Here is a 22,321-nt window from a genome sequence, read left to right as displayed (position 1 = left end):
AAAAAAATCTGCAAAAAGTATTGACAGGCTTCCCAACCCGTGCTATTATACTCCCTGTCAACGAAAGCCGCCTGTATGTACAGGTGGTGCGGTGATTATCGCGAAAGGGTTCCACCCGTTCCCATCCCGAACACGGTAGTTAAGCCTTTCAGCTCCGACGATACTTGGCGGGCAGCTGCCTGGGAAAATAGGACATTGCCGCTCCACCTGTCCACACGGGCGGTTCTTCTTTTCTCTCTCTCTCAAGCTACCTGCTCTCTGCTTGCTTCCCTCCATCCTTGCTTACTTTTCCCTCCCATTCGGCTCTGGATACGAGAAGCGAGCCCTTTTACGCTTCGCTTCCTGCCAACCCTCTCTCGCTACTCGTCGCTTCCTCCAGTGGTTAAAAAGAAAGAGTGCAGCGGCCTTGTACCGCTACACTCCTGTTTCTTTTCGCTTGCTTTAGACAGTGCGCTCAACCCAGTCGCCGATCAGTGGTAGCTTGATCTTCTTTCCCTGATAGGCCGAGATGCCCAGGAAAATGATACCGCCCAGATAGGCCAGGCCAAGCAAGCCAGTGAGACAGCTTCCAAACAGAGCCAATCCAATACTATTCGCGGCAATGACACCGATAATATTGGAGATAATGCTAATCACAACACCACAGATGACACCATAGAGCAAGCCCTGGAGCGCATGGAAGCGCAAGAACTTATTCTGCTTCTCTATGATAAAGAAAATCAGACCAACAATGGCGATGTAGCAAAAACCAGCCGCTACTTTTGGATTACTCACCGTAGAGGGACCACCCGCCTGGTAGCCCTGCTGCTGATAGTAGGGGTTCTGCTGCTGGTAGGCCGCATACTGTGGATCACCATAAGGAGGCTGCTGACCATAGGGCGGCTGACCATATTGCTGACCACCATACTGACCGCTTCCCTGTTGCGGGTTGCCATACTGACCGCTTCCCTGTTGTGGAGCGCCATACTGGCCGCCATACTGGCCGCTTCCCTGTTGCGGGTTGCCATACTGACCACCACTATAAGGATCTCCTCCGGCAGGGTGCTGGGGATTGTAGCCGCCATATCCCGAATTTGGCTGCTGATTTGGGTCATAATAGCTCATAAAGCTCTTCCTCTCTTGCGGTTACTCTAGAATAATTCCTGGTAGCGATAGGCAGGTTTCCTCTTGCTCTCCAGCTTCATGCAAGGTCGGGCCTCCACATCGCAACATTCGCACATAGGAAAATAGATATATGTGCTATCAAGTATACATTCTGAATTTCCATCTGTATATGAGGTTCTTCACTTTCTCCGAGCGAGGAGAGACGGATTCTCTTGCAAGCATGGCACGAGTACGCTTCTCTGAAGTAACCTCCCTGTTAGCACAAAAGTGCTATTTCTATTCTCCCAAGACGAGAGAGCATCCCTCTCAAGAATAGAACGGGCGAGGGCCATGATTCTCAAGCAGGAATATGGCGCTATGTAAACTTGCCTCTCCAATTGGGAGAGGCAAGCGTTGTTTGTTTCAGTCTATTGGGAGCATTCTCTATCAATCATGCTCCTGTTTGCCTGGCTTTGCCCGAGGATAGATATCCTGCGAGGGACGTTCGGGAGGAACAATAAAACCCTCATGCTCCTCATCTTCCTGGGACTTACGGTATTTGTTCTCGCGCAAAGAAGACAGCCGCTCCTCTTTCCGGGCAGCCGCAAGCGGGCTTTCTGCCTGTCCCTTTTCAGAGACGGATTCTTGCAAGGAAGAAGGCGGCAACAGTGCAATATCAACAACCTGATCCATCGACTCGACCAGCGTAAACTGGACCTTCTGTCGAATCTTAGCAGGGATCTCGGCCAGATCCTTCTTATTCTCAGCAGGAACAATCACATGATTGATTTGTGCCTGTTGAGCAGCCAGTACCTTTTCTTTCAAGCCACCGATCCCCAGGACATTGCCAAGCAGCGTAATTTCTCCTGTCATCGCAATATCGCTCCGAACAGGGCGTCCGGTCAACGCGGAAATCAACGCGGTAGCGATCGTGATACCAGCCGAAGGCCCATCCTTCGGAATAGCATTCTCGGGAAGGTGAATATGCAGATCGGTGCCGTCCTGGAAATTCGGATCAATTTGCAACTCTTTGGCTCGGGTCCGAATATAGGAAAGCGCGGCAATCGCGGACTCACGCATGACATCCCCGAGCTGTCCCGTTACCAGTAAATCGCCTTTACCCACCATCGTCACAACTTCAACAGGCAGGAGAATACCGCCATTCTCGGTGACAGCCATGCCCATTGCAGCCCCTACACGTGGCTTGCGAGCAAGAGGTGTCATAGCAAAACGCGGCATCCCGAGATATTGTTCCAGATTGTGGGTTGTCAGGCGGACACGCGTACCCGGTTTTTCCAGCACACGCCGTGCGACCTTGCGGCAGATAGCGGCAAGCTGGCGCTCAAGATTACGCACTCCGGCCTCACGCGTATAATCGGTAATGATATGCTGCATCACCGTCTGCGGAACACGTAACTGCTCCGCGCTCAGTCCATGGTCATGTAACACGCGCGGCAGCAGATAGCGCTGTCCGATATGAATCTTCTCTTCCAGCATATACCCGGGTAGCTCGATCACGTCCATGCGGTCTAGCAGCGGACGAGGGATCTGATATTTGATGTTCCCGGTACAGATAAAGAAGACTTCAGAAAGATCGAACGGAAGCTCAAGGTAGTGATCAGTAAAGGTGCTATTCTGCTGTGGGTCAAGCACTTCCAGCAGGGCAGCGCTCGGGTCCCCCCGGTATTCAGCCGAGAGTTTATCAACCTCATCAAGTAAGAAGACCGGGTTATGAACGCCAACCGTCTTCATACTCTGGATAATGCGGCCTGGAAGCGCTCCAACATACGTGCGTCGATGCCCACGAATTTCGGCCTCATCATGGACGCCACCAAGCGAGATCCGGGCAAATTTGCGCCCGAGTGCTTTTGCGATTGATTGTCCGAGCGATGTTTTACCAACGCCTGGTGGGCCAATAAAACAGAGTACCTGCCCCTGGCTTTCGTTCGCGGGAAGACCGCCCTCTCTTGCCAGACGCTGGCGCAACTGGCGTACGGCCAGAAACTCAATGATTCGCTCTTTAATAGGCTCAAGACCGTAGTGATCGTTATCGAGAATCTGGCGCGTGCGCTCGATATCAAAAGACTCCTGAGTACGCTCATTCCAGGGGAGAGCAAGCACCCAATCAATATACGAGCGGATCACCCCGACCTCAGCGGACTGGGGAGAGAGTCGTTCCAGACGATCGATTTCCTTACGAACCTTTGTAGCCGCCTCAGGAGGAAGATTCTTCTCCTTGAGTCGGGCGCGCAACTCCTCAACCTCGGAGTTGGTATCCATTCCCAGTTCTTCCTGAATAGCGCGTAACTGTTCACGCAAATAGAACTCTTTTTGCGTACGATCGACCTGGGAGCGGACACGGCTACGAATGGTGGTTTCCAGTTCCAGAATCTCGATTTCATTTCCGATCAGCACACAGATCTTCTCAAGGCGCTCAAGCGGATCGAGCGTCTCGAGCAGATCCTGTTGTTGATCTGTATTGGAAACGATATACGTAGCCAGCGTATCGGACAGCCGTCCGACCGTCTTCAGAGCTACAATCGAGTTGATATCATCAACCGAGAAACGACGGCTTAACTGGGCATAGCGTTCAAAGAGACTGATAGCATGACGCACAAAAGCATCGGCCTGCGGGCCAGTAGCGCCCTTCTCCTGAAGGGGAGTGACCGCAACATGGAGAAAGGGTTCCAGATCGGGGAAATCGTCAACCTGGACGCGCTGAATACCACGAATCAACACTTGCAGGCTACCATCTTGCTGACGGTGCATCTTCACGACTTCCGCAAGGGTTGCGATTGTATAGAGGTCCTTAGGCTGTGGATCATCAATATCGACGCTGCGTTGAGTAGCAGCAATCAGTAAATGATCCGGGTGCATCATTGCTTCTTCAATAGCCCGGATTGATTTTTCACGAGCTATTGCCAGGGTATGCCGGTTATGGGGAAAGGCAACGACGTTTTTTAACGCCACTAGTGGATATATCTCTTGAGAACGCTCTATGTTGTCCTGGCGTACCATCTCACTCATTGCTTTCCCACCTATCTAGCCTGAAGCTCACCTACCTCAACAAAAAAAACAGATGAGCCTGCACTAAGCAGACTCATCTTCGGAATATGCAATTGTGCGGTCTGAACGTGTCACAAGCAAGGGCTTGTGGCGGGAGGTAATCACATCTCCGTTAATAATTACCTTCTTCACATCAGAACGCGATGGGATTTCGTACATGACATCAAGCAAGACATCTTCAATAATCGAGCGTAAGCCACGCGCCCCAGTCTTCTGTTTCAACGCGCATTCAGACGCGGCCTCTAAGGCATCATTGGTGAAGACCAGATCCACATGATCAAGCTGTAAAAACTTCTGATATTGCTTGATAATTGCATTTTTCGGCTCGGTCAGAATGCGGATCAGTGCATTCTTATCAAGACTATCGAGGGAAACGACGACCGGGAGACGGCCAACGAATTCCGGAATCAGGCCATATTTCAACAGATCATCGGGAATCAGGCTGGTCAGAATCGTCTCGTTCTCATTTTCGCCCTTCTTCACTTCCGGGCTACTCTTCACCGTCCCGAAGCCCATCTGTTTGTTTGCTCCCAGGCGCTGCTCAACAATTTTGTCCAGCCCCTCAAAGGCACCACCACAGATGAAGAGAATATTGGCAGTATTGATCTGGATAAAATCCTGATGGGGGTGTTTGCGTCCGCCCTGAGGGGGAACATTCGCCACTGTGCCCTCAATGATCTTCAAGAGAGCTTGCTGGACACCCTCACCGGAGACATCACGAGTAATAGAGGGATTATCAGACTTGCGAGCAATTTTATCGATCTCGTCAATATAGACAATGCCGCGTTCGGCGCGTGCAATATCGAAATCGGCGGTCTGGATCAGACGCAGCAGAATGTTCTCTACGTCCTCACCCACATAACCAGCTTCGGTCAAAGCGGTCGCATCTGCGATGCAGAATGGAACATCAAGGATCTTGGCCAGCGTCTGGGCCAGCAGCGTTTTACCACTACCAGTGGGGCCGATCAGCAAGATATTACTCTTACCGAGTTCTACATCATCGATCTGCATACCGACGCTGATGCGCTTATAGTGGTTATAGACGGCAACAGCCAGCGTCCTTTTCGCACGCTCCTGACCGATAACGTAGTTGCTGAGTTGTTCATAAATCTTCTTGGGCGTTGGGATTTTGCCGGTCTGCAAGCGTGGTTTGGAAACTGTGGCTTGCTCCTCCTCGATGATTTCTCGACAGAGATCTATACACTCATCGCAGATATAGACTCCCCCCGGTCCGGCGATCAAGCGCTGCACCTGATCCTGACTCTTGCCACAAAAAGAGCAGCGATATGTCGTTCGCATATTTTTCGAGTTTGCCACGGCTGTCACCTATCTTGCGGATACTTCCTCATACGATAAGGAAAGTATACCACACCTTTCTGCCTCTTCTGCTAGACCGTTCTCCGAAAGTGCCATCTTAGTGGACCAAGCAGGGGACTCCTGCATTGATCAGCTTTCTCTCCCAGGAGTCTGTTTCGCACACGGACGCCTTTCAAGAAAACTCCTGATAATCAAGGAGTATGGCACAGACAATCTTCCTTCGTCAAGAGACACTCTCCATCTGGAGAACTATCGTCCAGAAACGGACAGGAACAACCTCTTCGTCCCTATCCTGTACGACTTTCAAAATACTGCCTCTGACGATATGACGAGGAGCAGAGCATGCTTTCTAATGGTACGCCCCGCATCCCCGTCCTCCGGTACATGAGTAGCAGGAAAAACTATCATAACGACGTCACGTTTTCACGCTTGTTCGCCGTTTCGTTGTTTCACCATTTCTAATTATTACTACTCTTTGGTCTGAGCAGCGGTTTCGTCTGGCAGAGATGTCGCAGACTCCTCGTTCTCCTGCTTGTTTTCATTATGCACTTCGGGCGAAATGTCCTCGGCGGCCTCAGCAGCAGCCTTTGCATTTTCTTCCGCTCCTTCTTCTGTCACGGCCTGATCGGGATCAGGGCCAGCGGCCAGATCAACCAGACGCGAGACGGCCTTTTCGCGGCGATAGCTGCGGGCCAGCGCATCGCGGTTCTCTTTGGTGCGTGCCACAGCCTGCCCACTCTGCTCATAGAGGCTGAAGAGGGCATCAACTTCCTCAGGATCAACCTGAATGTTTTCCTTCTCGGCCACTGCATCGAGAACCAACTGACGCTTGATGCTCTTCTCGGCATCCGGACGCAGCTCTTTCATGTACTCTTCGCGCGACTTGCGCGAGAGCATCAGATACTGATCAAAGGAGAGGCCCTGATGCTCCAGCATGTGCGAGAACTGGTGCGCCATATCCTCAACTTGCTCATCAATCAGCAGAGGATGGATCGTAAAGTTCGATTGCTCAATGACAGCATCAACGACCTTATTGCGCAGTTCCTCGTCCAACTGGCGCTTCTTGTTTGCCAGCAGGTTATCACTGATAACCTTGCTGAGATCCTCCAATGAGATAATCTCATCGTTGCTGACCTTTGCCGCAAACTCATCGTTCAGTTCAGGCAGGACCTTGCGCTCAATCTTATGGACCTTCACCGTATACTCTGCCGGTTTGCCAGCAAGTTTCTCGTTGCCATAGTCCTCAGGAATGGTGGTGGTGAAAGACTTCTCTTCACCGGGTTTCATCCCGACGACTTCCTGATCCATGCCAGTAAAGAGGCCAACGCGTTCCTTTGTCAGCTCAAAGGGGTTGTCTTTGAGATCAGAAACCTTCTGCTCGCCAGAAGTGACGCGCATATCCACGGTCACGCGATCGCCATAGTCAGCCGGTCGATCTTCAACGGGCTCCCAGGTCGCAGCGCGCTCACGCAGAGCCTCAATCTCTTTGTCAACCTCTTCGGACGTCACCGATGCCTCTTCCCGCTCGAACTTGAGTGAATGATAATCACCCAGTTCAACAGGAGTGATAACGGGAACTTTAATGGTGCAGTGGTAGTCCTGCCCCTGCTCAAACAGGGGGGCGTCGAGGGTTGGTTGAGTAATAGGCGTCAATTCATGCTCAAGCAGAGATTTGCGATAGGCCTCAGAAATCAGGTCGTCAATACCTTCCTGGTAAATATATTCCTTACCCACTCTGCGCTCGACAAGAGAACGAGGAGCCTTGCCACGGCGGAAGCCGGGAACATCTATCTGCTTTACAATCTTCTTGAATGCCTTATCAGAGGCTTTCTCTATTTCGTCCCACGATAAATCTACTTCAAGGACGGCCTCGCTGGTCGGCAGCTTTTCAACAGAGACCTTCACATTTCCTCCAACAGGTTCAAAGCTAAGGTGTGTGCTCGATCAAATGAAAAACGTCGAAGCTATTATATATTAGCACGTTGTTGTTACGTCTGGTGAATAAAACTGTGGGAAGCACATCGCACTCTCTCCCACCCAAAAACCACCCGATCAACAAATGAACTGTGGTAACACTCCGCAGCAGCTCAGGGACCGCATGCGTGGCATCGCGATAGACGACGCTGGTCATGCTGTATGCCTGTGGGAGGTGCCATACCAACGACATGAGGGCAATCGCTTGCGGTCTCTTTGCGCAAACAGTGTCGCGCCTGAGAACCGCCCGGGCATACCCTCTGCGGCTAGCGGCGGGCTCAAGCCCTTCTTTGTCAATGCGTCTCTACGAGCGTAAAGGATGGTGTATCTTGCGTGGGTTGCACCTTTATGCACTTGCCCACAGAGGCGCAACGAAACTGGTTGACCTCTGTCCAAGACAGATTGGAGCGGGAGACGGGATTCGAACCCGCGACATCTTCCTTGGCAAGGAAGCGCTCTACCACTGAGCCACTCCCGCTTGATGGGCGGTGAGAGACTCGAACTCTCACGGTTTGCACCAACAGATCCTAAGTCTGTCCTGTCTACCAATTTCAGCAACCGCCCGATCCTTTTTCAATAGAAGCGTGCTCTCTTCTATTGAGAAAGCCATAAGGTTTCATCCTCTGTGGATAATACATCAGCAGACAAGCTACTGTCAAGATATATCCATGCTTTTTTGACCTTCGGGCTATTAAAGTGCACCAACTTCACCCACCTGCTCAGCATCCCCATTGCTTCCCTTAGCAAAGAACGTCATGGACACAAAACGTCAGGACGTTCTCTCACCACCGCTCTATTATAACGCCTCCTGGCAACCCCTTTATTCCTGTCCCCCGATTGTTCCTGTATATCTGGAATCTGGCCCTGCAACTCAGCCAGTACTGCTTCTTTGCAGCATATTGGCAATGAATGATACAATGGTATGGTAAAATCATCTTTTTGCTGTCATGGGATAAATCATTGTATGGAGTCGAAAACATCATCCACAACGCCAGTAGAGCTTGAACGTCCTGATCTGTATATCAATCGCGAACTGAGCTGGATCGAATTTAACCGCCGCGTCTTTGAAGAGGCCAAGAATCCGCGCCACCCACTTCTGGAACGGGTCAAATTTATCTCGATCTTTGAGACCAACCTTGATGAATTCATGATGATCCGCATTGCTGGCCTGAAAGATCAAGTCGCCGCCCGGACTCCCACGCGTAGCCCGGATGGCCGCACGGCGGAAGAACAGATCGCTGCGGTACGTCAGCTTCTGGCTCCGCTGACGCAGGAAGTACGTCATTACTGGCGCACCGAGCTACTTCCATTACTGGCAGAGCAACATATTCACATACTGGACTATGAACAGCTTGATCGTCAACAGCGGGAGGCAATGCGCGCCTACTTTGAGAATGAGGTCTTCCCGGTCCTGACCCCGCTTGCCGTCGATTCAGTGCATCCTTTCCCGCACATCTCGAATCTGAGCTTGAATCTGGCTGTAGTTCTGACCGACGCATCCCACGGCAGTGAACACTTTGCACGGGTCAAAATACCGCCCTCTCTGCCACGACTGGTCCCGATCCCGACGGCAACCGATAATCCCCAGATTATGGCCTTTGTCTGGCTGGAACAGGTGATAGCCGCGCACCTGAGCATGCTCTTCCCCGGCTTCGATGTCTGGGAATCATACCCGTTTCGGGTACTTCGTGACGCGGATATCGAGCTACAGGAAGACGACGCCGCCGACCTGCTGGAATATATCGAACAAGAGGTGCGCGAAAGACGCTTCGGCACTGTAGTCGACCTCGCCGTCAATCCCGCGATGCCCCAACGCATTCGTCGTCTGCTGCTCGACAATCTGGAAATCACCGAACGAGATCTGACGGTAATTGATGGGCCGCTTGGCATGGGCTCGGTAGCTGAGCTGACAAAACTGGATAAGCCAGATCTTAAGGATAAGCCCTTTACGCCGCATATCCCTGCGCTCTTGCGCCGAACCCCAGGCATTTTTAACGCAATCCAGAAACATGATATCCTGCTCCATCATCCCTATGATAGCTTCAGCACGATCGTTGATTTTATCTCCGAAGCGGCGGAAGATCCCGGTGTTCTGGCAATCAAACAGACACTCTATCGGGTCGGACAAAACTCGCCAATCGTTGAGGCGCTCCTGCGGGCCGCAGAAAATGGCAAACAGGTCGCCGTTCTGGTTGAGTTGAAAGCTCGCTTCGATGAGGAGAACAATATTGTCTGGGCCCAAAAACTTGAGCGAGCTGGCGTCCATGTGGTCTATGGCCTTATCGGTCTGAAAACCCATGCGAAAATGGCGCTGGTCGTTCGTCGTGAAGAACATGGCCTGCGTCGCTATGTTCATCTCGGAACCGGCAACTATAACGCGACGACGGGTCGTGTCTATGAGGATCTCGGACTCCTTACCTGTCAGCCCGATATCTGTAACGACCTGACCATGCTATTCAACTCACTGACCGGCTACTCACGGCAGGTCAGCTATCGTAAGTTACTGGTCGCGCCAGTCGGGTTACGCCGGGGAATCTCCGAGCGCATTGAGCGTGAGATCCGCCTGCACGAGGAGCATGGAAACGGCCGCCTGATCTTTAAGATGAATCAGTTGACTGATCCGGCCATTATTCGCTTGCTGTATCGCGCCTCGCAGGCAGGAGTCAAGATTGATCTGATCATCCGGGGGGTGTGCTGTCTGCGTCCTGGGATCGTCGGGGTGAGCGAGAATATCCGTGTGCGTAGCATTGTAGGCCGCTTCCTTGAGCATAGCCGGGTCTACTACTTCGGCAATAACGGACGGGCTGAGATCTTTGTGGGAAGTGCCGATATGATGCAGCGCAATCTGAACGGACGGGTTGAAGTCCTTTTCCCGGTCGAGCTGCCGACGCTTCGTGAAGCGTTGCTCAAGAAGATGCTTCACCCGCTGCTTGCGGATACCGTCAATGCACGCTTATTGCAACCGGACGAGCGCTATGTCCGCCTTCAGCCCGCAAATGGAGAGGAAGCGTTTGACAGTCAGCAATGGTTCATCACGCATCCGCTCTTTGATATGGAGGAGGACGAAGAGGGAGAGACCATCAGTGCAATTCCCTCCTCTGCGTAGTTCCTTATGCGGGAAGGGGGAGAGAGGCGCTCACGCGGGCCGCTGTGTCCCGCTTAACAGCGGAAGACATAGCCGACGCCGCGCACGGTTTGAATCAACTTTGGGTTTGCCGGATCTTCTTCCAGCTTCTCACGGAGCCAGCGCACATGCACATCAACGGTACGTGTGTCACCGGCATAATCATAGCCCCAGACGTTGTGCAACAATTGATCGCGCGTCAAAACGGTGCCCCGATTGCGCACCAGATAGGCCAGCAACTCAAACTGTTTGGGTTGGAGCTCCATTTCCTGGCCCCGGCAATTGACACGTCGCCCCGCAAGGTCAATGCGTAACGGCCCGGCAACCAGCTCGCGCGAAGAAGGGCGTCGCGCTTCAACCTGCTCCGGGGCACTTTGCTGCTGCTGTCCCCCCCCATTTGAGGCAGGATAGTCTGCTCGTCGCAGCAAAGCGCGTACCCGTGCCAGAAGCTCACGCCGCCCAAAAGGTTTGGTGACATAATCATCCGCTCCAACCTCCAACCCCACAACCTTGTCTATCTCATCCCCTTTTGCAGTCAGCATCAGAACCGGAGTCGTTGCGGTGCTATCCTCGCGCCGCAACTGCCGACACACTTCCAGACCATCCATTCCCGGCAACATGATATCCAGAATGACAAGATCCGGCTTCTCACGTCTTGCCGCATCCAACGCACTGTAGCCATCCGCCGCCGTAACAACGCGGTAGCCTGACTGTTCCAGATTGTACGCAATCGTCTCCACCAGAACAGCCTCGTCATCTACTACCAGAATCGTGCGAGCCACAAGTGCCCTCCATGTTTTCTCGATTAACCGAACCGACCGCTGATGTAGTCTTCTGTCTCCTTTTGTTGGGGTCGCTCAAAGATCTGGGTGGTCGGTCCATATTCCACTAGCTTACCACTCAGGAAAAATCCAGTAAAGTGTGAGACACGCGCAGCTTGCTGCATATTATGTGTCACAATAACAATTGTATATTCCTTTACCAGTTCTGTGATAAGTTCTTCAATCTTGAGCGTGGCGATCGGATCTAGCGCGGAACAGGGCTCATCCATTAGCAAGACGTCTGGCTGCACTGCCAGTGCCCGCGCGATACAGAGGCGCTGCTGCTGGCCGCCCGAAAGGCCGAGTGCAGAGGAACGCAGCCGATCCTTGACCTCATCCCAGAGCGCCGCCCCACGCAAACTTTTCTCCACCATCTCTTCAATATATTTACGCGGTTTTCCCTGCACCCGCAACCCATAGGCCACATTATCGAAGATGGATTTCGGGAAGGGATTCGGGCGCTGAAACACCATACCTATCTGCTGCCGCAGGAGCACAACATCTGTTTTCCTGTCATAAATATTCTGGTCGTGGAAAAGCGCCTGTCCTTCCACCCTTGTATCAGGGATCATATCATTCATGCGGTTCAGGGTGCGCAAAAAGGTTGACTTACCACAGCCCGAGGGCCCGATCAACGCCGTGACCTGGCGGCTCCGAATGGGAAGACTGACGTCAAAGAGCACTTGCTTCTTTCCATAGAAGAAGTTCACATCTCGCACATCTATTTCCAGACCCGCGGTGGTATTCAAGGTTTTGTTCGGGTCAAAGTTTCCTTTATGTTCTGATTGTGCTAGATCCTTCACCATTGCATCACCATTCACTTCAATAGAAGGGAGACTCTCTTTTATCACCTTGTTTTCCTCGATAGGCTCTATCTTCACCTGGGCCTGGTACTGCTGCAACCGGTCGAAGGAGGAAGACTGATCGCCTAGAGATCTCTCGCTCATCATAGAATCCTTTCTCTATTTCACTCTATCGGCATCCGCGCTCGGATACCACAGAGGAGAGAACATAATGCACCGGCCAGACTGAATTACGCTTACGGAAACGCTTACGATGTCAGTTGATATTCTTTGTAGAGTGGAATCGACTCGCAGACAATTAACCGATCTTCCAGTACAACCAGCCGAATATAGCGCCCGGCAAGCGCTTTACTGATAAAGTAAGGGCGTCCCTCATAGGAGATATGCCCGCTGCGGGCAACCTTCCGGGAGCAGATATTTGCTCCCTGGGGAACCGTAAAATCAATCGCGCCCTTTCCTCGTGTTGACTTGATAGGCACATTCATGACGTGTTTCTCCCTTATATATTCACCGGTATGATACATGGTTCTTCGGATATTCCTCTCACTTGCCGCTTCTCACGGCTACTTATCGGCATTTCCTACGCTGCCGTCCACTTTTTCTGAAGGGCACGTCCAAGCGCACGAGCGCCGATATTGATCACAAAGAGCACAACGATCAGCACCGCCGCGATACCAGCGGCAAGCGCGGTCTCCTGCATCGGCTCCAGTCCTGTCTGTCCTGCCCCCGGCCCCTTCACATAATAGAGGCGCGTGGTCAGCGTATCACTGCCGATCAGCGGATTCAGGGTAAAGACGTTGGCCGGACTGAAGGTTCCCATCGTAAAGAGCAGAGCCGCCGATTCACCAATAATCTTGCCTGCCGTCAGAATCAGGCCGGTAATAATCCCCGGAACCGCGGAGGGAAGCACGACAGTACGAATGACGTACCATTTAGAGGCCCCCATTGCCAGCCCAGCTTCGCGCAGCTCACGCGGTACACTCGATAGCGCCTCTTCAAACAGGCGCAGCGCCAGCGGGAAGTTCAGGCAGAGCAGCGTTAATGCACCGGACAGGCGGCTGATACCAAGCTGCATGTAGATGCCAAAGACCAGAAAGCCAAACATACCGAGCACCAATGAAGGCACACCTGCCAGCGTTTCAGCCGCGAAGTGGATTGTGGCAACCAGCTTTCCCTGTGGCGCATATTCCACCAGATAAATGGCTGCCGCCAGAGCGATCGGGAACAGAAAGGCTTCGGTCAGAATCAGGAGATAAAAGGTATTGAAGATTTGCTTGGCGATATCGGCATCGTCGGTGCCCAGGAAAAATGAGGGCTTGACGAGCGCTGGCATACCATCTACAAGCAATTTGATGATGATGCCAATGAACAACAAGGCGACAAAACCACCGATCCCCCATAACAAAACTGTCGCAACCCGATCATTCCGATGCAGGCGGCGCGCCACCCGCTTCAAATCGGTGATATGCCTGCGCTCAGGCTGTGCCACTATTGGCTGTGCTTCCCGCGAAACACTCATTTATATACACTCCTGCTTGCCAGATACCGACTGATACAGATGAACAGAAACGAGATGAAGAGCAGAATAAACGCCAGTGTCCAGTAGGCATTCTGCGCCGTCCCCGCGGTTTCACCGAAATCCTGCGCGATAAACGCGGTAATATTCACGTTTGGCTGGAAAAAGATCTTCAGCGAGAACAGATTCTCAGGCAGACGATGTCCCTGCAAGACCATCGCGACCGCCAGCGTTTCACCGATGGCTCGCGCCAATCCCAGAACGACCGCCGTTGCAATGCCCGTTGAAGCAGCCGGGACGACCGCTTTAAAGATCATCTGCCAGCGGGTTGAGCCCAGGGCCAGACTGGCTTCACGCACGCTCTGCGGCACAGCCCGGAGCGCGTCAATTGACACACTGATCACGGTTGGCAACACCATCACGAACAGCACCAGAATAGCGGCTCCCCATCCATAGCCACCAGTCGCCAGGCCACCGGTGAGCGGCGAGGAAAGCTGTTGCAACCAGGGAACCAGCACGATCAGGCCGAGGAAACCAATCACAACCGAGGGAATGCCGGTGAAGATTTCCAGAAGCGGCTGAAGCAGTGTGATGACCCATTTAGGTGCGAGTTCGGTAAAGAAGATAGCGGTCCCAACCGCGAACGGGATGACCAGCAGGACAGAAAGCAGTGTGGTCACAACTGAGCCCAGAATCAGGCCACCTGCACCGAAATAAGGGACGGGGTTCCCATCGGCATCCATGTGCCCGATTCCTGTCGGGTCCCAGGTAGTACCGAAGAGAAAGGTCAAGGGGTTCACTCCTGATCCAAAAATCAGGAATGCTTTTGAGGCGATAAAGTAGATCACGCTGACAATCACCCCTACCAGCAAAAGTGCACAGAGAAAGAAGATCACTTTCGCTATCTGGTCTGTCAGGCGCATCCGTCTACTAGGTTGCAAACTCTTCCTCCTTACACGCTGCCTGATTGCAACGTGATCGTTGCCGCACGTTGTTTGCCTGCCTATACGATGGGAAGAGGATGTACTCTGGTCGGGAGCGAGCCATAGTACACCTCTTCTCTACCAGGCTACAATCTCTACTTCTTCTGCTGATGCGAGCTGATCGCATCCTGGCTGAGCTCTTTCAGTTGCACGAAACCCTTCGCGGTGGCAACTTCTTTTGCCTCGTCGCTGACCATGTAGTCAAGGAACGACTTCGCCAGGCCCTGAGGCTCACCTTTGGTGTACATATGCTCGATGTTCCAGAACTTGTAGTCGTTGTTCTTGATGTTCTCGGCGGTTGGCTCTTTGCCATCGAGCGAGACCTTCACCACTTTGTCGTCTTTAATAGAGCCGACAGAAGCATAACCGATCGCGCCTTCATTCTGGGCAACGTTCTGAATAACCTGTCCTGTACTATCGGTCGTCAGGTTCTGCGGGCCGGTAACCGATTCAGGACCACCAAGCACGAACTGCTGGAAGGAAGCACGTGTACCGGAGCTGGCCGGGCGGCTAACCACAACAATCTTCATATCTGCGCCGCCAACCTCTTTCCAGTTGGTCACTTTGCCAGTGTAGATGTCCTTCACCTGCTGCGTGGTCAGGTTCTTCACGTTGACCTTCGGGTTCACAATGATGGAGAAGATAACGGCGGCTACCTGATGGTCTGTCAGGACTTTCGCCTGCTCTTCGTTCGCGAAGACATCGGAGTTACCGATATTGACGTTTCCAGCCGTTACCTGGGCCAGGCCGGTCTTGCTTCCCCCGCCATTGACGGTGATGCTTGAACCAGAACATTTCGCCTGATACTTCTTGGCAACTTCCTGCACCAGCGGCTGTAATGCGGTCGAGCCACTGATGGTGATAGAGCCGGTAGCACATCCGTCATTGCTCTGTGTCGTCTGGTTATTATTGTTGGACGCGTTAGAGCCCTCGCCACAGGCGGAAATAAGGACGGAAAACGCCATGATGGCAAGCATGATAAGTGCGACACGCCACTTCTTAGACATAACTTCTCCTATTTGTTGTACACAAGCGCTGCCTGTCAATGCACAAATATAGTTCGCAATACGGCTTACACAGGAGCTTGCTTTTGTTTATTCCGTGTACCTATACAATACCGTGCGGAAATTAACCGTGCTTTATGGATATGTTAATATGCTTTATGGATAGGTTAAGATTGTGTTAAACTTTCTTTCAGGATAAAGACCCGAAAAAACAGAACAGAACGACCTCACCCGCTGTATCTCCCCATCCTTCGCGGCTGGTGTCGCTCTTCTGGAGGCTGTTTCTCACGCAACTTACTACATTATCAAAGAGAACATGCGCGGGACAGAATTTTTTTTGCTTTACCATCCCTTTACAAACAAAGATGCCCGGAAGCGATACTTAGCCCTGCTTCTGCTTCCACTCTTCGTAGTCTTGAAATAGACCATCGTCAATAATATAGATGCCCGGAAGCGTCACCGTTGGATGACCGTGCCCTTGCTTGATCTTCAGACGATAGAGTGCAAGCGCATCTTCCTGCTTCCCGGTGTAGCCTATGCGCCTGGCAACACCACAGATCTGCTCTGGCTCATCCAGCGTTGCAACCAGCACCCTGATCCAGGAATGTTTCAGAGTCGCCCGGTTAATACTCACTGCTGGAATATAGATGCGCTGCCTGCGCAGTAACCTATGTTCAGACATCTGTTTGTACTGCTCCTGTATGTTGTGGAAAATGTCGACATTACCTATTACGACTTGCCACGCTCTTTCGAGACAGGCAGGCAGTTTTCCTGCCGCCGAACAAATAAAAAAAGGAGTGCAGTTGCACTCCTTCAGAGAATTACAGGGCTACCCTTCGGACCCTTTTTCGCCCGGGCGCTGCTCTCTTTGCTGCATATCGCCATACTGCTGCCAGGATTGAGAGCTACCGGGCTGCTGTCCGCCCATCTGCCCCCCGCCATACTGGCGATAATCGCCCTGCCCATAGTTGCCAGCTTCATTTATCGGCTGCCCCTGTGGTGTCCAGTTCTGCTGTGGGGGCATGCCCTGACCGCCAGCGTCATAATCATAGCCACCGCTTCCGCGCAAGACCCCACGCACCTCGTCATCACGCCCATCAGGACGGACAGAAACAACGATCTTGCCAGAATTAAACGCCTGCTCATAGAAGTTTGCCTGCTCTGCGGGCACGCCGAGCTTCATAAAATCCTGAGAAAGCGGGTTACTCAGCTTGCTTTTCTGTGGAAGCGCCACGCCGATTTGCTCATGCGCAAAATTTCTTCTACGCAACTCATCTACAGCCGCTTTGGCCTGATCTTCGCTCTGGAATACACCGGCAATGATTGGTGTCTTGAAAGTGGTCATTGTGATTCCTCCTTTTCACTGCTCACACTGTGTCCCCTTTCACATTATGTGAAATAAAGCTGTGCCGTTCGCCAGAGACCAGCGCCTTTTCTCTTACACGCATGGGTTTTTCAAAAAGTGTCAGCACTCCACCCTCTTTCCCACCCATCCTGTCGCTATCGCGACTTGACACATACTCTCATCAGCGACTACACTAACCCCTACCTCTTTCTTCTGAAAGTGGTGTGTTTCCTCCTTCTATTGAAAGGATACAATGTATGACCAATCTCTATCTTATCCGTCATGGAGAAGCAAAGCTTGTTGAAAACGGCATTCTGAGTGACTTTGGACTGTCACCACGCGGCAAAAAGCAGGCAGAGGCCCTGCGTGACCGTCTTGCCGCCAGCGGTGAGATCCAGGCGGATGTGGTGATAGCCAGTACATTACCACGCGCACGAGAGACCGCCGAAATTATCGCGCCAGCTCTGAAACGCCCGCTGATCTTCGATGATGAGCTACAGGAAATGCGAGCGGGCTTCCTTTCAAATATCCCCCTTGCGGAATATGAGCAGAAGTATAAACCCACCATGCCAGATTATGAGCTTGAGCCCTATCGCGTCTGGGCTCCGGGAGCAGAAAACTGGGGACAATTTCTCTTGCGGGTGGGCACAGCATTGGAGCGGATCACACAGGAATATCAAGGGAAAAATATCGTGCTTATCTGCCACGGAGGGGTAATCGATACCTCTTTTATCTACTTCTTTAATGTTGGCGCGATCACGATGCCCCCCGTCCACTTCGACACCCAGAACACCTCTATCACGCACTGGAAATGCACCGCTCGGCCCGAACAAAAGCGGCCTGTCTGGCGCCTCATGCGCTATAATGACGCTTTCCATCTTATGGATCTTGAAACGGAGACACGTATTCCCTGGGAGGCACTGAGACGAACGGCGAAACAGCAGGAACCGACACAGGCTCCAACTGAGGAGTAGGGCAAGCCCCAACGCTTGCACGCTGTCAGCGTCGAACAGGATCATTGTGAGTGAGACGGAACGAGAAAAGAGCCCTTCTGCTTCGTTCCGCCCCTACAGAGATTTCGCTTTCATCGCCCTTTCACCACATCCATTGTTCAACGAAAGCCACCGTGATCGCCAGAAAGATGCAGACACTGAGTACGGCGATCACAGGATCAAGCAACGGGGCGCTAATCCAGCCACCCCGGAGATGCAGGCGTTGCAGAAGGTTTGGCAACAGCAACCCGCAAGCATAGGCAACCAGCAACGCAAGCCCAAAACCGAGCCCGACAATCAGGCTCAACGGCCAGGAGTGAAACAGCAGCCAGCTCAACACACACACAACCAGGCAGATCAGGACGCCGCCGAAGGTTCCCATCCCGATTTCACGCAGACAACGCCGCCAGAAATCACGTCCCTTCTTGGTGCGCATATTCCACCCGGCAACGCCAAGCGCCTGAGAGCCCGCGCTTCCGCTAACCAGCAAGAGCATCGGTAACAGACAGAGTACGCTTCCAAGCGCAACATTTGACTGTCCTTTGACAACAGCACCTGCCATCGACGCTAGCGCCGTGCGTCCCATCAGCATTGGCTGGAAAACTTCCAGAACCACAAGCGCAAGAATCAGCCCGGCAAGCGCACTCACCCCGAGCCAGGTCGTACGCTGTAACGCCTCTTTCCAGGAAAAATGTTCTTCTTCCTCAGCATCTTCAACGTCGGCCCCGGAGAACTCTGAGATGTCTTCGGCCTGCTCTTCATGGATCACATCAATCACGTCATCAACGGTAACCAGCCCCACCAGACGATTCTCAGCATCAACGACAGGCACACCAAGCAGGTCATATTTCGCGATCAGATCCGCAACCTCTTCCTGATCAGTATCGACATTCACTCTGATCACTTCCTCATCCATCAGCTCGTCAATGCGAGTGGAGGGATCGGCCACGACAAGCTGTCGCAACGAGACCACGCCACGCAAATGACGCTCCTCATCAACCACATAGAGGTAATACACCATTTCCAGATGCTCGGAATGCTGACGCAAATAGCGCAGCGTCTCTTCAACCGTGAAATCCTGCTGCAAGGACAGGACTTCGGGGGTCATAATGCCACCGGCAGTCCTTGCCCCATAGCGCAAAAGATCACGAATGGGCTGAGACTCATCCTCAGGCATCAAATCAAGCAGGTATTCCGCATCTTTCTGCGGCAGATTCGCCAGAATGTCGGCGGCGTCGTCTGGTGGCATGCGCTCAAGGAGATCAGATGCGCGCTCAGGAGTCATCTCGCCCAGCAATTCACCCTGGCGAAACTGCTCTACCTCATTCAGGGCATCGGCGGCGGTCTCCATATCCAGCCGATCGAGCATGGCCCCGGCCTCATCGACATCGAGCTGTTCCAGAATATCCGCGATATCAGCCGGGTGCAGGTCCGCCAGTTTGGTATGGCTTACGTTCAATTGCACCTGCGGTACAATCCCGGCCGAGCCCACTGCGGTCGAGGCCCGCGAGGTAGCCATGACAGGCCGCATTGCTCCGGTCTGCCCCGCGCCTACCTGCACAACCTGAATTGGCTCGACATAATTCCAGGTAATCGTTCGCTCTTCCAGGGAGCGCGGCATCACTTTATTCAACTTATCCAGCGCTGCCTGTAACCCCAATCTGCGCAACAGCCCACTCAGACTGATATCAACGCCAACCAGACGCCCGGTCTTTTTAATCTGTGCCAGCTTCAGATCATTTACTTTGACCACGCGAAACCCTTGCGTATCAACAATCTGCTTATCCAGAATGTCTCTTTTCAGCAATAATTCATTATCTGCCGGAATATAGGAATCTATCTTGTCTTGTTTGACGGTGAGATGAATGGGGAATTCTTCAATAGTCCGAATTTGTTTCCAGGGAACAATGATATCACGGCTACCAGTGTTGCCACGCAGAACCAGTGCAGTGACAACTGGAAAGGTCTCATTCAGGGAAATGCACACGTCGTGCACTCGCCCTACACGCTTCTCTTCGGCATCATACACATGCTGACGCAAGAGTTCGCTCAGAAAAATCATAGGAATCACCGCCTTTCACGAGTTCGAACAATCGACCACCAGATGCTCTGCATATATCGTGCCGATAGGAAAGCCGCGCGCATGCCGCAGCCTCGCTTCTCACGCAAGCAGAACAACTTTCTGCTCTTTTTGCACAGGCCTTCAGAACGCACAAGGAGCCCTCTTAAGACCATAGAAGAGCAGTTTCCACATCACTTATCCACAGTTTGTGGAAAAGTGGATAACTCGTCCACCTTCGTAACCACTGTTACAGAGAACAGGGCACGTTGCTGCAATACGCTGCACGGATTCGTGTAACGCGCATTACAACAATGCTGTAGAGCAAAACATGCAGGGGACGCTGCTTGACAGCAGAATAGGACTTACTGGCAGGTGGGAATGTCCTCACTCGACATCTTGAGAGGATGTATTACTTATCGAGTAAGGCGGAGAACCAGAGATTTCTAGTCGAGGAAATGAATGAATTCGTGAAGCTTACTCGATAAGGAGCAGAACATACCCGACAGCAGGCATGAGCTACGCACACACCTACTATAACTAGGGCCAGCGTCCATGTCCCTCACCTCCTTAAAGGAAAGCCCACGTATTCCAGACCTCCATACACACAACAAAGCGACACCCTACAAGGTGTTCGCCTTTTCAACAGGAAGTCATTTTTGAATGGTGGGTATCAAACAACTAACAATTTTCTGCTTCTGAGTATAACACGTATACCAATATCCGACAAGTGGCTGATCACATCCACGGTACATCCGGGTATTCCCCTCCCCAGAGACCGCATACATTCTCTTTTACCTCATCAGTATGTATATACCATTGTAGCTTTCTCTACTTCCTGAATTCCATTACTCAGCTTATTCAGGAAAACAAAAGACATTTCCCAAAGAGGTTTCTATGTGATAGTATTCCTTCTGACAGGTAAGTAGACCCAATAAAGGACTTTTTTTGATTCAACAAATGAATCCCCTGCATTGCGACTCTTTCCGAGCCGCACAGGGAAGCAGCAAGAATATCAGGAAACATTCTTATGGCAAGTAACCAGATTTTACACATCAATATTCCAACCCCAACAGGTTATCTTGAAGGTATCTTGAAACCCGAACAGGAGGGAACACAACCGACCTATATCAGTGTGGTCTGTCATCCCCATCCACTTGGCGGTGGCACTATGCATAACAAGGTCATCTTCAAAGTGGCGCAAACGATGCAGGCGCTCAACGTCCCTTCTCTGCGCTTTAATTTCCGTGGTGTTGGCCGTAGCACCGGCTCCTATGATGAGGGCCGCGGTGAAATGGACGATGTCCGCTACGCGCTTGAGTTTATGAGCCGCCGCTATCCCGGCATTCCCGCCATCGTTGCTGGCTTCTCTTTTGGCTCCTACGTCGGCCTGCGGGTGGGCGCTCTTGATGACCGTGTACGGGCATTGATCGGGCTTGGCGTCCCGGCCCGAATGTTCGAGTCTGGAGAGACCTTGCAGGGCTGCCAGAAACCCAAACTCTTTATTCATGGCACCAATGATGAGCTTGCCCCTTATGATCTCGCACAACGATGGTATGAACAGGTGCCAGCGCCCAGGCGGATAGTAACTATCGAGAACGCGGATCATTTCTTTCAGGGACGGCTTCCCGAAGTACAGGCATACGTCGCTGAATTTGTGCGCTCGCTTCCTGCCTATCAGGAACCAAACTGGTAAAGGGATCCACCAGCCAACAACGGAGCAGGCTATTTTCGTCCGAAAAGCTGGCACTAAAGGCGGGGGACTGCTAGACAAATGCGCAATCAGCATGATATGCTGGTAGCAGTCAATAGCTTACAGTGCTAAAAAGCGGAAAATGATGAGCTTGAAGCAAGTTCACCGTGTCGGCCCAGGATGCCCCCGTCTTTGAAGCGGGGGATGAATGGGCGTTCCTTATTTGGGGCTGGAGCATGGGTGGTACATTGAGATTGTCATCTGCTTTCATTTCTTGACACTCCGTTGAGAACTTGGTATACTCGAAAGTATCAAAACGGTGATCTCTGCAAAACTCAAACTGAAGACGACACCAGAACAGTTTGCACAACTCCGTGCCGTTCAGTTGGCATATCGAGACGCTTGCAACTTTGTGAGCCAATACGCTTTTCAGCATGGAAAAATGAGCAATGCTGTCGCTTTGCAGAAAGGCACATATGAGGATATTCGTTCTCGATATCAATTGCCTTCTCAAATGGCCTGTTCGGTTCCCCGTCACGTT

17 protein-coding genes, 2 tRNA genes, 1 rRNA gene and 1 pseudogene are annotated in these 22,321 nt (G+C 52.2%); 5 read left to right on the top strand and 16 right to left on the bottom strand.

Annotated elements, in window-relative coordinates:
- Positions 1 to 87: 87 nt before the first annotated feature.
- A 5S ribosomal RNA gene (gene rrf / locus EI42_RS30445) occupies positions 88 to 204 on the top strand.
- A 237-nt stretch (positions 205 to 441) separates the two neighbouring features.
- Here the strand turns inward: rrf and EI42_RS30440 are convergent.
- The 7 genes from EI42_RS30440 to EI42_RS30410 all read right to left on the bottom strand — a co-directional run bounded on the left by EI42_RS30440 (position 442) and on the right by EI42_RS30410 (position 8,004).
- Positions 442 to 1,104 carry a DUF4870 domain-containing protein gene (locus EI42_RS30440; protein WP_111326537.1) on the bottom strand — a complete coding sequence of 221 codons (663 nt, stop codon included), beginning with the start codon at positions 1,102 to 1,104 and terminating at the stop codon, positions 442 to 444.
- A 426-nt stretch (positions 1,105 to 1,530) separates the two neighbouring features.
- Positions 1,531 to 4,110 (bottom strand): endopeptidase La, encoded by a 2,580-nt coding sequence (gene lon / locus EI42_RS30435; RefSeq protein ID WP_111326535.1) that lies wholly within the window; start codon positions 4,108 to 4,110, stop codon positions 1,531 to 1,533.
- A gap of 63 nt (positions 4,111 to 4,173) precedes the next feature.
- Positions 4,174 to 5,448: an ATP-dependent Clp protease ATP-binding subunit ClpX gene (clpX, locus tag EI42_RS30430; RefSeq protein WP_137686271.1), complete on the bottom strand. Its 1,275-nt coding sequence runs from the start codon at positions 5,446 to 5,448 to the stop codon at positions 4,174 to 4,176.
- 486 nt (positions 5,449 to 5,934) lie between these two features.
- The gene (tig, locus tag EI42_RS30425) at positions 5,935 to 7,371 is read right to left on the bottom strand and encodes a trigger factor (protein WP_111326533.1); all 1,437 of its coding nucleotides are present in this window, start codon (positions 7,369 to 7,371) and stop codon (positions 5,935 to 5,937) included.
- 22 nt (positions 7,372 to 7,393) lie between these two features.
- Positions 7,394 to 7,633 (bottom strand): hypothetical protein, encoded by a 240-nt coding sequence (locus EI42_RS33605; RefSeq protein WP_111326531.1) that lies wholly within the window; start codon positions 7,631 to 7,633, stop codon positions 7,394 to 7,396.
- Between the two features lie 210 nt (positions 7,634 to 7,843).
- Positions 7,844 to 7,918, bottom strand: a tRNA-Gly gene (locus tag EI42_RS30415).
- A gap of 4 nt (positions 7,919 to 7,922) precedes the next feature.
- A tRNA-Leu gene (locus EI42_RS30410) sits at positions 7,923 to 8,004 on the bottom strand.
- Between the two features lie 400 nt (positions 8,005 to 8,404).
- Here EI42_RS30410 and ppk1 point away from each other — a divergent pair.
- Entirely contained in the window at positions 8,405 to 10,546 is a 2,142-nt protein-coding gene (gene ppk1 / locus EI42_RS30405) for a polyphosphate kinase 1 (RefSeq protein ID WP_111326529.1), read from the top strand.
- Positions 10,547 to 10,599: 53 nt separating this feature from the next.
- Here ppk1 and EI42_RS30400 read toward each other — a convergent pair whose 3' ends face one another.
- The 8 genes from EI42_RS30400 to EI42_RS30365 all read right to left on the bottom strand — a co-directional run bounded on the left by EI42_RS30400 (position 10,600) and on the right by EI42_RS30365 (position 17,036).
- Positions 10,600 to 11,346 (bottom strand): response regulator transcription factor, encoded by a 747-nt coding sequence (locus EI42_RS30400; RefSeq protein WP_111326527.1) that lies wholly within the window; start codon positions 11,344 to 11,346, stop codon positions 10,600 to 10,602.
- A 23-nt stretch (positions 11,347 to 11,369) separates the two neighbouring features.
- Positions 11,370 to 12,116 carry a phosphate ABC transporter ATP-binding protein PstB gene (gene pstB, locus EI42_RS30395; protein ID WP_281278998.1) on the bottom strand — a complete coding sequence of 249 codons (747 nt, stop codon included), beginning with the start codon at positions 12,114 to 12,116 and terminating at the stop codon, positions 11,370 to 11,372.
- Between the two features lie 320 nt (positions 12,117 to 12,436).
- Positions 12,437 to 12,673, bottom strand: coding sequence for a hypothetical protein (locus EI42_RS30390; RefSeq protein WP_111326539.1), 237 nt, complete (start codon positions 12,671 to 12,673; stop codon positions 12,437 to 12,439).
- A 95-nt stretch (positions 12,674 to 12,768) separates the two neighbouring features.
- Positions 12,769 to 13,707, bottom strand: coding sequence for a phosphate ABC transporter permease PstA (gene pstA / locus EI42_RS30385; RefSeq protein WP_111326525.1), 939 nt, complete (start codon positions 13,705 to 13,707; stop codon positions 12,769 to 12,771).
- Positions 13,704 to 14,645 (bottom strand): phosphate ABC transporter permease subunit PstC, encoded by a 942-nt coding sequence (gene pstC, locus EI42_RS30380; protein WP_137686141.1) that lies wholly within the window; start codon positions 14,643 to 14,645, stop codon positions 13,704 to 13,706. The genes pstA and pstC overlap by 4 nt, the downstream gene beginning before the upstream one ends.
- A 137-nt stretch (positions 14,646 to 14,782) precedes the next feature.
- A complete protein-coding gene (locus EI42_RS30375; protein WP_111326521.1) occupies positions 14,783 to 15,694 on the bottom strand; it encodes a phosphate ABC transporter substrate-binding protein in 912 nt (303 codons plus the stop codon).
- A gap of 379 nt (positions 15,695 to 16,073) precedes the next feature.
- Positions 16,074 to 16,373 carry a hypothetical protein gene (locus EI42_RS30370; RefSeq protein WP_111326519.1) on the bottom strand — a complete coding sequence of 100 codons (300 nt, stop codon included), beginning with the start codon at positions 16,371 to 16,373 and terminating at the stop codon, positions 16,074 to 16,076.
- A 147-nt stretch (positions 16,374 to 16,520) separates the two neighbouring features.
- Complete coding sequence (locus EI42_RS30365) at positions 16,521 to 17,036, bottom strand: hypothetical protein (protein ID WP_111326517.1); 516 nt, start codon at positions 17,034 to 17,036, stop codon at positions 16,521 to 16,523.
- A gap of 257 nt (positions 17,037 to 17,293) precedes the next feature.
- On the opposite strand from EI42_RS30365, the gene EI42_RS30360 reads away from it, so the two are divergent.
- Positions 17,294 to 18,010: a histidine phosphatase family protein gene (locus EI42_RS30360; protein WP_111326515.1), complete on the top strand. Its 717-nt coding sequence runs from the start codon at positions 17,294 to 17,296 to the stop codon at positions 18,008 to 18,010.
- A gap of 121 nt (positions 18,011 to 18,131) precedes the next feature.
- Here EI42_RS30360 and mgtE read toward each other — a convergent pair whose 3' ends face one another.
- Positions 18,132 to 20,090 carry a magnesium transporter gene (gene mgtE / locus EI42_RS30355; protein ID WP_111326513.1) on the bottom strand — a complete coding sequence of 653 codons (1,959 nt, stop codon included), beginning with the start codon at positions 20,088 to 20,090 and terminating at the stop codon, positions 18,132 to 18,134.
- A gap of 1,027 nt (positions 20,091 to 21,117) precedes the next feature.
- Here mgtE and EI42_RS30350 point away from each other — a divergent pair.
- Together EI42_RS30350 and EI42_RS34125 are read left to right on the top strand one after the other, a co-directional pair.
- Positions 21,118 to 21,783 carry an alpha/beta hydrolase gene (locus EI42_RS30350; RefSeq protein ID WP_111326511.1) on the top strand — a complete coding sequence of 222 codons (666 nt, stop codon included), beginning with the start codon at positions 21,118 to 21,120 and terminating at the stop codon, positions 21,781 to 21,783.
- Positions 21,784 to 22,090: 307 nt separating this feature from the next.
- A pseudogene (locus EI42_RS34125) lies at positions 22,091 to 22,321 on the top strand (RNA-guided endonuclease InsQ/TnpB family protein); the annotation flags it as partial.

Source organism: Thermosporothrix hazakensis, from assembly GCF_003253565.1.
Classification (GTDB): Bacteria; Chloroflexota; Ktedonobacteria; order Ktedonobacterales; family Ktedonobacteraceae; genus Thermosporothrix; species Thermosporothrix hazakensis.
The sequence above is the reverse complement of the archived record's forward strand: the minus strand, read 5'-3'. Positions and strand labels throughout refer to the sequence as shown.